Here is a 14906-nt window from a genome sequence, read left to right on the forward strand (position 1 = left end):
GCATCCTCTTCGTAATTGGAATGCATGGTTTTCTTGAAAGAATAAACGTCATCCCTTTCTTATGGTTGAAAACAAAAAGAGGCAAGGGAATTCCCTTACCTCTTTTCAAATATTCGGTAGTTATGTCCAATGCAAGTTAGGCCCTAGTTGTAAAAATAAAACTCGACGACAGGGTTGTCTCTGGAGACGGTGCAGCTGTGATTTTGTCCTCCTTCCCAAATAACCTGGTTTTCAAACTTCTTGATTGCTTTGAATTCGATATTATCCCCCTCGGTCAAATTAACAGTGAGTGTCCAATCCTGAGAATTCGAATTTTGTGTCAATGCGATCGCATGGGCCAGATCCCATTTACCAAGCTCAGGAATACTGCCGATCAAATAGACATTTTAGCCTTGGAAAGCGTTTGCATTTTTGGTGACAAAAGTCACAGATACCTTGCCGGTAACGGGCTCTTCCTCTGTCACTACGCCATCCTTGATCCATGAAGTCCTGCTAATCAGATAACCCTGCTGTCCAGATCCAGGCATTTGTTTTCCGTTGCTGTTAAACAAAACAGTCGCTTGACTCCAGCCGGAAATAGTGTGGGAATACCAGCCGTTCCCCTCACTCTGCATCGGAACTCCTGGCCAGGCCGCATTTTCCTTCACTGGAGTCAACATCTCATCGTAATAATAAATGTTGGGGATGCCCCAATCCGCCGGCTTATAGAAATAAACCTTCATCTCTTGGCCTGTGCTCTGGGCTTTAGTGAAAGAATAGGTATTGGTCGTTGTTCCAATTGCATTGCTTGCAGTCACTTCCAGCGTATAACGGGTACCGGGTGGATCGCCTGCGCCTATCGTCAGTTTTTGACCGGAGGAAAACGAAACCGGACTCTGGCCGTTCAGTCTGTATGAACCGTTAGCTGCGTTGCTATAACTGAGCGTGATCTCCAGGCTATCTCCTTGGAATGTCCCTTCCGGTTTATCGATCGTAACTGTGGGTTTTGTCCCGTCAGGGTTCTGCGAAGTTATCCGACCATCCTTGATCCATTTCTCTGCACTTAAGACATATCCCGGAGTTTGCGGTCCGGGCAACTGCTGTCCTCCAGAATTGAATATGACCTTTGCTTGGGTCCAACCTGGAGCTCGATATACATACCAGCCATTGCCTTCATCCTGCATGGTTGCGCCCGGCCAAGCAGAACCTTCCCTTACCGGAGTTGCGGAATCATCGTAATAGTAGATGTTCGGTGTTCCCCAGCCGGATGGCTTGTAGAAATGCACCGTCAGGCCTGCACCCGGGTTCTCTTTCGTATACCTGAATGTCTTCTCTGTTTGACCGGACGAGTTTGCGGCGATAATTTTCAATACAAACGTCGATCCGATAGGAGATCCAGCGCCAATTCTAACCGAATCTCCCGATCTGAACGGAGTCGCAGAACCTCCGTTCAAAGAGTATGTTGCCGAATTTGCATTGGAATAGGTCATTCTCACGTTAACAGAATCCGTAAAAAATGCACCTTCTGCAGGATCGACGGATACTGTCGGAGTTTGCTGCATCGCGTTATACAGCACGGCGATTCTGCCACCGTCTAGATGTCCTGTGATTCTGCCGTTCGATACCGTAAACGATCCTCCGCTGTTGGCTTTGTTCTGGTAAACGCCATCCGCCAGTCTGGTGGGGGAGTTGATTTGAGCGTTGCCCCCAAGATTCACAATCGTCATGCCTTTGGTTCCGCGTTCTACCAACATGATTTGATTGCCTTGCGTTCTAAGATATTCATCTTGACCAACCATGGCATTGTGGAACTTGTTGACGGCTACGATATCCGGGTCTTTCCAGAGCGTATTCCCCGCATCACCAAGCCGGCTAGCGAATTTCCCGCCGCCCGCCGGTCTGTTGAAGAACAGAGAGGTCGTTTCCGCCCGGGAGGCGATGATGGCCCAGCCCATTTTGATCTGCCATTCGTTCATCCCCGTCGATTCACCATCATTGTTGGCATATGTGTCATGCGATTCGACCCAGGTAACCAACTTGGAAGGGCTTACATTATTGGCGTTGAAAGATTTAGCCGTTTCAACATTGATGCCTCCGTGATAACCGACAGCGCTTCTGATGCTGTTCCCGTAACTGGGGGCAGCCAAACCTAGGTAATTGGCATAGCCGGCAAAGTTATCTGCCCCACCTTGAAGCACTTCGCCATAATTAAACAATCTGTCTTTGTTGTTTAGCGAACCTAGCACCCGAGGCCAAAAATTGGAGCCCGCAGGATCATCGGGTAGCTCAATGTGCTTGGCGGCGTCGAATCTAAAGCCGTCGGCGCCCAAGGAAATGGCGTCATTCAGGAAACCGATAATGATATTTTGCAATTCCTGGTTTGATGTGTTGAGATCAGGGAGGCCAATCCCCCACTGCGTGACTTGCCAACGGCTATCCCAGTTTTCTACACCTCGGGCCTCATGCCAAAAATAGCGGTTATTCTTAATCTCGGGATCGACATTATGCGCCGGCTGATACTGCTGATTTCCGCCGCCCGCATTCCCCGTATGATTGGCGACAACATCAACGATAATACTGATGCCGTATTTTTCCGCTTCCTGACAAAGCCGTCTAAAATCATCCCTGCTCCCTAATTGAGAATTTCCGATTTTAAAGTTGACGGGCTGGTATAAAATCCACCACTTGCTGCCCTCTGTCAATCCTTCCTTGCTGGCTTGGATCGGCGAAGTTTGCACTGCTTTAAATCCTGCCTGAGCCAGTTCCGGAAGGTTTCTGGTGATGTTGTCAAAAGACCAGTTCCACGCATGAAATAGAAGTCCGTCTTTTGTCTTTTCCGGAAGTCCATAGTCCGCTGCTGCCAATACCTGCGCATCCGTACCGGCTAATTGCCGAACATCCGCATTCGCCTGTACTTCTGGAGTTAAACCAAACGTTTGCATTAACAATGCTACAAACAGAACGATACTCCAAACACGTCTCCAGACTGGCCTTGTCCTCTTCTTCATACTACACTCTCCTTAAAATTTATTTTTACAACTAACCTCTTGAGAGATTAAGAGTAAATAAAAGGGGGCGAATCAGAATGATAACGCTTTCATATATTTAAGCAAACGTTTGCTCTTTGTCACTTACACACAATACCATTGTTTCATTTATTTTATATTTTGTCAATATTTGCTTTTTTTAGGTTTTTTGTGATCGATTCCCGTCTATCCTTGTTTTTAGCAGCTTTAGCGTTACCGTAGTGCCTATTCCCGCGATGCTGCGAAACTCGAAGACGGCATCCGTTCCGTAATAGGAATGCAGCGTCTTCTTGATGGAGTTCAGCGAAAAGCCAGTTTCCCCTTCAAAGGACCGACCTTCATTGATACGCAGAACAATCTCCGGATCGGCGCCTACTCCGTCGTCGGTTATCTGAATGATCAGAAAATCTTCGTCTTCCCTGACTACAACCTGTAGCTCCCCCCGTTCCTTGGACAAAACGCCATGCTCAACCGCATTCTCGACAAGCGGCTGCAGCAGGTTGCGAATAACCCGGTACCCGCCTATCTGAGCCTCCACCCGAATCTCAAATTTCAATTGGTCGACAAAGCGATAGCGCTGGATCTCCAGATAATGCTGCATCAGCTCCATTTCGTGTTCCAAAGTGATATAAGTCTCCCCCTTCCCAAGGGCAAGTCGGTAATAGCGTGCGAACAGGTTAGAGATCCTTTCCGTTTCGCTGGCTTTCTCCTTGCGCGCGTTCCAGGAAATCAGGGCTAGCGTATTGTAAAGAAAATGCTGTCGGATTTGCGATTGAAAAGCGCCCATCTCCGCCTCGCGCTTAAGCTGTTCAGTCTCCTTGATGATCAAGATCTGCTCATCGATCCTTCCCATCATTTTATTGAACCGGTTGGCCAGCAGCCCGAACTCGTCTAAGCTGTTCGTGACGATCTGCGGCGTGACATTGCTCTGATTAATGCTGCTCATTACCGTTACGAGCTGTTTCAGCGGGCGCAAAATATAATCCGTCAGAAACAGGATGATCGTGGCCAGCAAAACGAGCGGCACAAAGAGAATAAACAGGCTGGTCCGAATATAGCTGATTGAATCAAGCCGGAAGCTCTCGTTCGGAATACGGGCCAGCAATAGCCAGTCGGTACCGGGTATGCGATCCGTCTTCGCCATCACCACTTCGCTTTGCCCTTTCTGAATCGAAATTTCTCCAGGCTCGGGCAAAGCCATGACATGCCTGCTGCGAATCACGAACCGATTGTCCGGCATGTTCCGGTTCGAATAGATGGTTCCACCCGCCTTGTCGGTCACAAACAGCTCCACCCGGTCACTGGCCGAAACCGCATCCGTAACGGACCGGAAGACAACCTCCGGGCGGATGATGAGATCTACCCAGCCCCGGATCCCCGAGGTTTTGCCGGACCCGCTGAGCGGAACCCTGTAAAAAACTTTCCAGACTCCGTCCTGATCTTGCACATGCCAGCCAATATTGGTACGTGGTGACGCGGTAATTTCGTTAAATGCATCCAAATTGACCTTGTTATTGTTGGAATAAGTGCTCCGTGAGAGCGTAAATATGTTCTCTTCCAGATGAACCTGGACCTCCTCGATATTGCCGGTTTGGGACAAAAGAGTTCGAATTATTTGCACACAATCGAACTGAAAATCGATGTTAGCTTTTTCGTATTCAAAGTATCGAACAGCATATTTGCGCAAATATTGTTGAAGGGTCTCGTTAAATACCAGAGTATTTGCCGATGCAACGACGTTGGTCAACTCGTTCTGAATGCTACCACTGCTCTGTGACACATACTTTCCAACCAACTCTGCGCCTTGTTTGCGAACCAGATCCGCTGACTGGCTGTATAAATACATATTTGAAACGATAAACTGAATGAGCAAAACAAGAGAACACAACCACACAAACTTCCAGCGGATTCTCATATTCTTCCATCGGTTCTTCATGGCATTCCCCTTCCGGCGCTAGTCTTCCAAAGCGGTTATCCTCGGCCTTGATGACGGTATTTATGCGGTGTAATTCCTATGACCCGCTTGAAAAAATGGATGAAATAGGACGGACCTCGAAGCTGGACAGCGCGCCGATTTGCTGGACAGAAAGCTCGGTCGTCTTCAGTAGTCGGCAAGCATGTTTAACCCTCCTGACCTGCAAATAATCCGTGATGCTGTAGCCGGTTTCCTGACCGAAGATACGCGAACCGTAATACTTGGATAAATGCGTTACTTCTGCCAAACGATCAAGCGTGATTTCCGAATGGACTCGTTTGACAGACAGCCCCTTGACAGCTCTGTCCCTCAATCGCCGCGTCCGGCCTGCTGAAAATCGCTGAATCCGTGCCTTCGGTAGAGCGTGCGCTTTGCCGGAACTCAGCCGAACACATGCTTTTCTTGCTCACCAATAACTACGCGACCTGGGATTGTCCGGATTGACCCGATTCTGCTTGCACGACAGCGGCACCTCCTATATTGATGGTAGCCTCATCATTGGTGGCTTCTGTCATTTGGAAGCGTTGCTAAAATGAACGGCTGAAAGCATCGGAAAGGACATAAAGAACGCAGACTACCAGATAACCCGCTCAGCTTCATTATGTAGCGAATAATACACAACCTGCCGAATTTTTGCTCCGGCAGGTTGTTATATATGACATTCGGTTTTGTTGTGTCCGGAGAGTAACCTGCAGCCTCAGCCTTTGGTCGCTCCCGTCGCAATTCCTTTGACGAAATACTTTTGCAGGAAGACGAACACGATCAGGATCGGGACGACGGACATTGTCGTACCTGCGAAGATCATGTCCCATCGGGACGAGAACTCCCCGATGTAACGGTAAATTTCCACGACCATAGTCTTAGGTTCACCGGAGGGAAGAACCAGCATCGGCATCAAAAAGTCGTTCCAGATTCCGAGTCCGTTCAGCACGACCATACTGGCCGTTACCGGTCCGAGAAGTGGAAACACGATGTTCCAGAAAATTCTCACTCTGGAGCAGCCGTCGATTTCAGCCGCCTCCTCGATTTCCATCGGAATGCCTTTGACAAAGCTTGAATAGAGCAGGCTGCCGAAACCGACCGAACCGGCAACGTAAATCATGATCGGACCAGCCAGACTTCCGTATAGTCCAAGCATTTTCAGTTCTTTAAACAGCGGAATCATATACGCTTGAAAGGGAATCATCATACCGGCGAGAAAATACAGAAAAATGAATCTTGTCCATCTTGCATTTTTCCGTTGAATCGCGTAACCTGCCATCGGGATGAGAAGAACCTGGAACACGATGGACACCAACGTCAAAATCAGGCTGTTTTGGATGGCTTTTGGAAAATTCGTTTCTGTCAGTAGGTATTTAAAGCTCTCCAAATAAAACGTTGTCGGAAAAGACAAGGCATCTCTCATAATTTCCGCATTGCTCTTGAAGGCGGACATGATATTGAAGAAGATAGGGAAAAAGAACAGGACCGCCATCAGAAGAGTAAGCGCGAATATCAAAATATTTACAGTAAGTTCGCGTGTTTTCAGTTTCATTACAGCTCAACCTCCCTCTTCTGGAGGAACTTCACCTGAATGACAGTAATGATCATGATGATCAGGAATAGCACGATAGCCAACGCCGTACCGAAGCCTTGCCTTAATTCTCCGAACCCGACCTTGTAAATCAAATAGGTCAACGTTTCGGTTTCAAAGCCGGGACCGCCATCCGTCATAACCGCGATTTGGTCAAATATTTTGAGAGCACCGATCATCGCCAAAACCATGCAGACGGTGACCGATCCGGCGAGTAGCGGGAATGTGATATGCCGGAACTGTTGCCAGCCGTTCGCCCCGTCGATGCTGGCTGCTTCGTTCAATTCCTGGGGAATGCCCTGCAATCCGGCGAGATATATGATCATGTAATAGCCGGCGCCTTTCCATACAGTAGACAATACGATCGCCAGCATGGCATACCTCGGATCGCCCAACCAGTCTACCGCAAGTGCGCCAAGGCCGATTTTATTCAACATTTGATTAATTACCCCGAAGTTGTAATTCAGCAGCATGGCCCATACAAAACCCATTACGATACCGCTGAGCAACGTAGGGAAATAGAAAATGCTTCTAAACAATTTGCTCAGCCAACGCACTTTATCCACAAGCAGCGCCAGCAAAATCGCAACCACGTTTTCAAGCAGTACGAGGCTAATTGTCATAATCATAGTATTTTTTAAAGCATTATGAACCCGTGGGCTGTTCCAAATCTCCACGAAATTGGCAAAACCGATAAAGCGCACGTCGGGACTGATTCCATCCCATGAAGTAAAACTATAGTATATACTGCCTACCGTAGGAACGATAACAAAAAGAGTGTATAGAATAAATGACGGCAATATAAAGTAAAGTGCAAAAGATTTCCACTTTCTTCTCTTTTTTGTGGAAGCCTGAGGATTATTGATAACTGATGCAGACGTAGTCATGGTTCTCTCACTCCTTCTTTCACCACGAGGAGCCCCCGGCAAGCCGGAGGTTCCCCCGTTTGGTGCTGCTTAGTTACATTGAGTTGGCTTTAACTTGATTGTCATACTCCTTATCCGCTTGCTTCATATACTCAAGCACATCCCCATTTTTTACAACGAGCTCCTGAAGCTGCTTGTAATACCAGTTGCGGAATTGAGGCGGAATCAAGTTTTTGCCCCACCAGTTGTTGATTGCCAGCGATTTGGTCACATTTGGATCAGCCATAATGTCAAGCACTGTTTGCATTTGTTCGGTTGCATTATATTTAATATTTTCCTTGGTTGAAGGAATACCGTTTGTTGTTTCCAAATATTTTGCATAGTTTTCTGCCTTGTAGAAGAAGCGGATAAATTCCTTGATCGCTTCCGTTTTGTCCGGGTCTTTGGAAGCTTCAGTCGAGAGGGACCACCCACCTGCAGTTGGCAACCCAACCACGTTCACTTTGCCTTCCCGGTCGGGGACAACATAGAAGCCAAATTCAAAATTCGGATCCGCTTCGGCGATTTGTGTGAACATCCATGGTCCGGAATATAACTGAGCCGCTTTTCCGGTTACCAGGAAGGAAGCCGTTTGATTATCGCCGGTGCTCAGCCAGCCCTTATCGACATAGTTTTGGAACAATTCTTTGTAATCAGTTACAGCCTGAACCACATTAGGATCGGTGAAGCTCACTTCTTTTGCCGTGCGCTTGGAGTTCCAATCCGGGTCCTTCACGTAAACCTGATCGATGAGGAACTTGTTGACCCAGAAACCCATATGAAAAATATCTTTGCCTCCGACTACGAGCGGCGAAATTCCGTTGCCTTTCAACTTTTCCTGAATTCCGATAAATTCGTCCCAGCTTTTAGGAAGCTCGGCAACTCCTGCCTCTTCGTATGCTTTTTTGCTATAAATAATTCCCCAAGGAGAAGTCATCGTGAGGGGCGCGTTATAGACCTTGCCATCCACTTCGGGAAGCGTGCTAAACAAGTCCTGCAAATCGGTTGGCAGTTCTACGATTTTTCCCGCATTGGCAAATAATTCAGTATCCCGCATTTCTACCAGATCCGGAAATTCGCCTACCGCATCCTTTGTTTTCAACCAATCCAGGTACGCGGAAGAAGTCGTTTCGCTCAAATCCTTGATTTTTATATTCGGATTTTCTTCCATAAATTTCGTAATGACGTCGGAAATTGCTTTTTTTCCGGCAGGGTCGCCCGAGGCGTAGCCGATCGAAAAGCTGACCTCTTTTTTCGTTTCCTCTTGAACCGCACCACCGTTTTTGCCCGATCCCGATTTATCCGCAGTATTTCCGCCGGAATTGCCTCCGCCACAAGCGGTAAGCGTTATAGACACCGCCAATGCCAGTACAGATAGTTTCATCCATGTTTTTCTAATCATCTTTCAGGTAACCTCCCTTTTTCATTTCAAACTGGAAACAAATAAACGATGTGCGCATCATCGACTGAAAGCGTTTCCTGGTTTCAAGCATAGCATTTGGATCATTCGAACTGAATGAACTTTTTTAAGTTCCACATGAGACAGATTTAAGTAAAAAATAGCCGCGACAAGCGAATTAAAAAAACGAACGGAAAGTCATACTTCCGTTCGTTCCGGTGCAGACTCCTCCAAAATAGGAAAGGTGAGAACAATCGACGTGCCGATATGCTCGCGACTGTTAATCACAATACCGTATGGCTCACCAAATATTGACTTGATCCGTTCATGCACGTTTTTGAGCCCGACGTTTTTGCCGGGGGCTTCTGCATCATTCAGCACGAGATTCAAACGCGCAAGCGTGTCGGCGCTCATTCCGACGCCATCGTCATAAACCGTAACTACAAGATCAAGGCCGCGTTTTTCAACGGTAATTCCGACCGTGCCTCTACCTTTTCGCTTTAATCCATGCTGGATAGCATTCTCGACGATAGGTTGTAGCGATAGCTTTAATATTTGCCAGTTCATATCTACTTCCGGAGCAATATCAGAGACGTATTCGAAGCGCTGGTCATAACGAACCGATATGATGTAAAAGTAATCTTTGACATTGTCAAGTTCTCTGCCAATGCCTACTTTTTCCTCGCCGTAATCGATGACGTATTTGAGCTGGTTCGACAAAGAAAGAATCATATCAGCAACCTCATGATCGTCTTTATCTACGGCGTTCATCCGAATTACCTCAAGGGTGTTGTACAAAAAATGGGGGCGAATCTGACTTTTCAAAGCGTTCAATTCCGTCTGCTTCTGTTTAATTTGCGCAATGTATGCCTCGTCGATGTACTCTTTCAAGCGGTCGATCATCCGATTGAAGCTGTGGCTAAGTCTGCCAAGCTCGTCGTTGCTGCGTACCTCCACCTGCGTATCAAGGTTTCCTGATTCGACCTTGGCCATTTGCTTCATCAGCTTTAGGATCGGAGCGGACAAGCGCCTCGAGAACCATGTGCCCATTATGATGAGCGCAATGGAAGATAGACCTATAGCGATCAAAATAGTTACCCGGACCGAGAACAATTGCTGAAAAAGCGAGGCGCGATGAATCCGTGCCGTTAGCATACCATCCAAAAACGGAATCGGCTCCGAAATCATCATCATTCCTTTTTCAGATTGCCCCGCAATTTTCTCTTTATCCTGATCGGACAACTCCCTGCTGCTGAAATAAAACTGGCCCTCTCCATCCAGCAGATAGAGCTCGTCTTTATCCCCTAAATTCAGCTCCTTGAAGAACTTATTGAACAAAGAAACATCTACATCAATAAATAAAGTGCCTACGACTTTCGGATTGACAGTCACCTTACCGGAAATATCAATCAGATTGCGCCCGACGGTAAAAACGTTCCCCTTGTAGTCCCCGTAATAATCGGTAGGATGGGTGGGGAAAATGGCGACCTTGGAGGGATTAACGTTCATTTGCCTGCGCCAATCCCGATACGGCAGCAAGCTCGAATCCAACCCACGATTCCCCTTATCCTGGAAATATATCTTATCGTCGCTTTCCCGCACAAAAAAAACGCTACTGATATATGGATCGCTGTACAGCACGGTTTTCAGAAACGAGTCGATCGGAATGTTGTTGATTTGCTCCAGCTCATTGACATTGTAAGTCTGATTCAGGCTGGAACTCTCCACAAAACCCTCGTATCTGCCAGTATACATAATTTTGGACATTTCGTTATATTGGTCGAAAGCCGAATTCAGATTGTAGCTCATATACAGAACCATTTGCTGCAAATTGGCTGTCGTATACCGCTCCACGTATCCGGTAAAAGCATTGATCGAAAATAGGCTGAGGGCAAATAGGGGTATGAGCCCCACCAAAATGAATGAAGCCGCAAACTTGACGAATATGCTCGTAAATTTTTTTCCCCTGAGGTGTATCATTAGTTTAAACCTCCTATTCCACACCCGATTGCCGATACTCCTGGGGTAGCTTACCGTATATTTTTTTAAACATGTCGCTGAAATGCCGGGCGTTGTTGTACCCGACACGTTCCGCGATTTCATAAATCATCAGGTCAGTTTCCAACAGCAAACGGAGAGCATGCTTCATCCGTTCCTCCGTCAAATACTGTTTAAAATTTTTCCCGGTATGCTTTTTGAAAAAACTACTTAAATAATATGGATTCATGTAAATCATGGCAGCCATGGACTCCAGCGTGATGTTCTCGGCATAATGCTCCTCCATGTACACTTTGATCTGGCGCAGTTGGGTGATCTCTTTGTTCGCCAGCTTATGTGCAATCAGATCAAAAGCTTGATGTACGATAGACGTGAACTCGTCCACCAGACTCGCAAAGGTAGCATGGCTCGACAATCTTTCCAGCAGGGAACCTTGACCATCGCGAAAAAAACCGATATGCACTCCGATATTTTCCATTTCCTGCTCCAGTAGCAAAATCGTATTGTACAGGTTTGTAATGGCCAAATACCTGCTGCTCCCAGCTGTTTGCTTTATGACCTCCAGTAGTTGACCGGTCGTTTGTATAAGCTGCTCCTTGTTTTGAGAAGAAAGTGCCTTAACAATCTCTCCCTGTAGTTCCGAAATGCTATAAATTTCACGAACAGAGGATGCATCTTCTATACCAGCTTGAACAATCCGGTTCAATCCGGTAAAATATTTCGTTTTAAGCGCTTCCAAAGCCGAACGGTAAGATTCATCGGTCGCTTCGATGCCGGATACAGCTACGCCGATGCCTACAGATACCTTCAGCTTAAGAAACATGTTTATTTTTCCATAAAGATCTTGAGCCAGCTTTAGCGGTTCGCCAGACTGCTCATACTGAATCAGAATTCCGAATCTTCCGTCTTTATGAAACATCAGGCAATTATCCCGGTTGTCTAGCGTTTCTTTCATAACATTGTTCAGAGCAAAGTGAACCAGTTTTCGTTCCCGCTCCTCCCATCGTGAATCTCCGCCTATCTCTTCGTCCGTTTCCAGCAAAATAACGCCAGTATATGTGCTTAGCGCAATGGCCCCCATGTCAATCAGTTGGCCGGCTGCCCGTTTGTCCCCGTCCATCAGTCCGTCCAGCAGTTCCTCGATCGTAACGGTCCTGTTTTTACGTTCGTAGTGGGTTAGCATTTCCTTTACCCTTTCCCCTTCGTTCTCCTGACGGATTAACGAAGCGGCCTTGCTCACCACATCCTCCAAATGCTTTTTGCTCACCGGTTTGACCAGATAATCAAGGGCTCCGTATTGAATAGCTTGACGAGCATAGGCGAATTCCTGATAAGCGCTGATGAACACAACCTTAATCTGGCGGCCTTGTTCATGAAGCTCTCTGATTACATCGAGTCCGCTGCAGCCAGGCATACTGATATCACTAATAATCAGATCCGGGCGGCAATCATGTATAAACTGTCTCAGCTCGTTTCCATCATTAGCCTCTCCTACGATGCTAAATCCGAGCGCCTCCCAAGAAATCAACTTTTTTAAACCTCGTAATATCACCGGTTCGTCATCCGCCAACAATACTCTTATTTGCATGTTTCTCTCCCCCTAACTTACGGCCACAACCACGAGTTATACAGAATTTTTACGAGGTACTCTCATTATACTGCTCAGCCGACTTTACTGGAACATTGACCTCCACAGGTTAACGCAAGTTTTTTAAGACAAGTGTGTACTTTTTTAATTTTGGATTCCGACAGAGTAAATACACCTGGATAAAGTAGTAGGCTGCCCGTAGTCAAGCTTGACGTAAGCGGGCAGCCTTATTTCTACTTATATTACAGTAATCCCGCAGATGACAAATTACCCGAGCGCCTCCCAAGACGAGATCGTGTATTTACTCCCAGCAAAATTACCCCTCCGCGTGGCAAGGCCTTCTCCGTCTGTTCTGCTGCTGAGGCAAATCCAATTGTAATTCCCTTGCCGATGCTGTAAGCTGAAACCGTCATCTTCATAGAGCTGGAAATCCGCAGGGGAACTGCCGTATACCCTGACTGTCAGTTCAAACTCAGCGTCATCGGCAATATATTGCAATGGCTTCGCCAGGGGAAGAAGAGTATTGTCCTTGACAAAAACGGGAAGATGCTTGAGGTCTGGTGAAAACGTGTATGCACGCCCTCCCTTATACCGTTCATGCGTCCAGAAATCGCGCCAATCCCCGTGTGGAAGGTAAACCTCGCGCTCCCGTGTTCCTGTTACTAACGGCGCGACAAGTATGGAATCCCCCATCATATAAGCATCATCAATGTTATAAGTATGCTCGTCATCCGGATAATCCATCACCAGTGCCCGAAACGGAGGAACGCCTTCTTTCATATAACGTGCAAAAGCCGTATATAAGTAAGGTACGAGACTCATTCGCAGTTCGAACAACTCCCGGCATGTTTCTTGTACCCACTTATAATCCTCCATGAACTCCCCGGCCTTGTTCTTCTCACCTTCGACTTGAAGCCACGGCGGATTTGGAATCTGCCAGCAGTTAAGTAAGGCCATTGGAGAGAATACAACAGTCTGAATGCGCCGGATCAAATCCTCAATCGAACTGGCCTGCCTTACCTCAGGCGTCCACAGCAATCCTGAAAAACCGGCATTAACAACACCGCGGATAAAGTCCTTATGATCGTACAAATCGCTATAAAGCACAAATGGGTACGGACTGGCCAGCGCCCCGGAGGACCGAACCTGGGAATAGGTTCTTCTGCCCGACGCCTCGAAAGGATCAAGCAAAGTCGACTGATACAGCGTGCCGAGTTGGTTGTGCATCTGCTCTCCGTCCATGCCAGATGGAAAGACAGCCGCATCAGGAAATGACCAATTGGAATGCACATAGTCCGAGCTGTCGCACTCGTCGAGCTTAAAGCCGGATATCCCCCGGCTCACGAACGTATCCAGATGATGCTCCGCGAAAACTTTTCTTGCCTTCTCAATGGACAAATCCGGCACTAATCCCTCCCATACCTCGTAATCGCCGGAGAAATCCAAAAGTTGCTCGTACATCGGCGAGGTCGGGTGGACAAATAAATGTTCCCACAAGTTCACGCGGTAATTCATTCCGTACAATTGCTCAAGCATTGCCTGATTATTTGGGAAACGCTCCTCGTCCCATAGAAAAGAGCAACTGTACGCCCGGGTTTGCCAACCCGGCTCGAAGCCGAACACGTCTACGGGCATCCGATCCTTGCGAAAACCGTCGGCAAGACGCATGACATCCTCCTTCTGCGCTGCGCTATATGCCCTGTACCACATGCCTAGCCCCCACATCGGCGGGAGACATCCGCCGCCTGAGAACAGCACATAGCGCTGTACTGCCGAAAGAAGTTCTGGCCCCTCAAACAGATACATATCAATTCCTGCAGCGCTCGGCACATCGACGAGCACAGTCCGATTTCCCTCCGCCGTTTGGTATCCATACAGTTCAATCTCGGAGGTGCCCACGGTCTTTCGTTCATTTTTTTTGGATGCGGAATCCCCTTTCCGCAAATTTGTGCCGCAGTAGAAGGTTGCATAACGGGACGTATCCACAAATACTCCGTAACCCGAAGTAGTGACATAAAAAGGCGTCGGCGCATGGCTATCCCCCGTATCTGCAACCGGGTCGCTGTTGACGCGTATCATCTTCTTTCGTCCCGTGTGATTTACCCGGTGCAGTTGCAGGCCAAAGCCGTAAACCTGTTCACCCTCTTGTAGCGGCAGCTCAATCTGCAAGCCCCTTTTCGTTGTGGTTATGTTGATATCGTTTGGGTCGATGGGTGATTCTCCTTTACATGGCAAAAGCTCCAACGCTTCATGCAAAATATCGAATTCACGGAGCGCCGTCGGTGTATGCTTCTCCGGTTCTCCCCATCTTAATTTCCATATGCCGTTTGCTACCCTCTCCATGTTTTTACCCCATTCCTATGATAAAATTCATTATCCCAACTGTTCTGTTACAAAACCGGCAGCAACTATACTACTCCTTATATGCCGCCGTTTCTTTGTCGATCAGCGAAAAGTCGCGCT

The 14906-nt window shown here is 47.4% G+C and carries 10 protein-coding genes; all 10 read right to left on the bottom strand.

The window, feature by feature from the left end:
• Window positions 1-143: 143 nt before the first annotated feature.
• Entirely contained in the window at window positions 144-377 is a 234-nt protein-coding gene (locus tag DFP94_RS26500) for a carbohydrate-binding module family 20 domain-containing protein (RefSeq protein ID WP_114496112.1), read from the bottom strand.
• A 9-nt stretch (window positions 378-386) separates the two neighbouring features.
• On the bottom strand, window positions 387-2987 hold the full coding sequence (locus DFP94_RS08940) for a starch-binding protein (RefSeq protein ID WP_114496113.1): 2601 nt from the start codon (window positions 2985-2987) through the stop codon (window positions 387-389).
• A 178-nt stretch (window positions 2988-3165) separates the two neighbouring features.
• On the bottom strand, window positions 3166-4941 hold the full coding sequence (locus DFP94_RS08945) for a sensor histidine kinase (RefSeq protein ID WP_114496114.1): 1776 nt from the start codon (window positions 4939-4941) through the stop codon (window positions 3166-3168).
• A gap of 76 nt (window positions 4942-5017) precedes the next feature.
• Complete coding sequence (locus DFP94_RS08950) at window positions 5018-5293, bottom strand: helix-turn-helix domain-containing protein (protein ID WP_181873078.1); 276 nt, start codon at window positions 5291-5293, stop codon at window positions 5018-5020.
• A gap of 384 nt (window positions 5294-5677) precedes the next feature.
• On the bottom strand, window positions 5678-6514 hold the full coding sequence (locus DFP94_RS08955; RefSeq protein WP_181873079.1) for a carbohydrate ABC transporter permease: 837 nt from the start codon (window positions 6512-6514) through the stop codon (window positions 5678-5680).
• Window positions 6514-7440 carry a carbohydrate ABC transporter permease gene (locus DFP94_RS08960; protein ID WP_114496116.1) on the bottom strand — a complete coding sequence of 309 codons (927 nt, stop codon included), beginning with the start codon at window positions 7438-7440 and terminating at the stop codon, window positions 6514-6516. The genes DFP94_RS08955 and DFP94_RS08960 overlap by 1 nt, the downstream gene beginning before the upstream one ends.
• A 73-nt stretch (window positions 7441-7513) precedes the next feature.
• Window positions 7514-8860, bottom strand: coding sequence for an ABC transporter substrate-binding protein (locus tag DFP94_RS08965; RefSeq protein WP_114496117.1), 1347 nt, complete (start codon window positions 8858-8860; stop codon window positions 7514-7516).
• A gap of 195 nt (window positions 8861-9055) precedes the next feature.
• Window positions 9056-10837 carry a sensor histidine kinase gene (locus DFP94_RS08970; RefSeq protein WP_245954643.1) on the bottom strand — a complete coding sequence of 594 codons (1782 nt, stop codon included), beginning with the start codon at window positions 10835-10837 and terminating at the stop codon, window positions 9056-9058.
• 13 nt (window positions 10838-10850) lie between these two features.
• Window positions 10851-12443: a response regulator gene (locus DFP94_RS08975; RefSeq protein ID WP_114496118.1), complete on the bottom strand. Its 1593-nt coding sequence runs from the start codon at window positions 12441-12443 to the stop codon at window positions 10851-10853.
• A gap of 267 nt (window positions 12444-12710) precedes the next feature.
• Window positions 12711-14786, bottom strand: a complete 2076-nt coding sequence (locus tag DFP94_RS08980; RefSeq protein WP_114496119.1) for a glycoside hydrolase family 31 protein — start codon at window positions 14784-14786, stop codon at window positions 12711-12713.
• Window positions 14787-14906: the final 120 nt, after the last annotated feature.

It is taken from the genome of Fontibacillus phaseoli (genome assembly GCF_003337355.1).
GTDB lineage: Bacteria > Bacillota > Bacilli > Paenibacillales > Paenibacillaceae > Fontibacillus > Fontibacillus phaseoli.

Excerpts from the sequence above, each read along its gene's own strand:
- DFP94_RS08940 (WP_114496113.1), bottom strand. The coding sequence starts at position 2,987 with ATGAAGAAGAGGACAAGGCCAGTCTGGAGACGTGTTTGGAGTATCGTT.
- DFP94_RS08965 (WP_114496117.1), bottom strand. The coding sequence starts at position 8,860 with ATGATTAGAAAAACATGGATGAAACTATCTGTACTGGCATTGGCGGTG.
- DFP94_RS08975 (WP_114496118.1), bottom strand. The coding sequence starts at position 12,443 with ATGCAAATAAGAGTATTGTTGGCGGATGACGAACCGGTGATATTACGA.
- DFP94_RS08955 (WP_181873079.1), bottom strand. The coding sequence starts at position 6,514 with ATGAAACTGAAAACACGCGAACTTACTGTAAATATTTTGATATTCGCG.
- DFP94_RS08970 (WP_245954643.1), bottom strand. The coding sequence starts at position 10,837 with ATGATACACCTCAGGGGAAAAAAATTTACGAGCATATTCGTCAAGTTT.
- DFP94_RS08980 (WP_114496119.1), bottom strand. The coding sequence starts at position 14,786 with ATGGAGAGGGTAGCAAACGGCATATGGAAATTAAGATGGGGAGAACCG.
- DFP94_RS08960 (WP_114496116.1), bottom strand. The coding sequence starts at position 7,440 with ATGACTACGTCTGCATCAGTTATCAATAATCCTCAGGCTTCCACAAAA.
- DFP94_RS08945 (WP_114496114.1), bottom strand. The coding sequence starts at position 4,941 with ATGAAGAACCGATGGAAGAATATGAGAATCCGCTGGAAGTTTGTGTGG.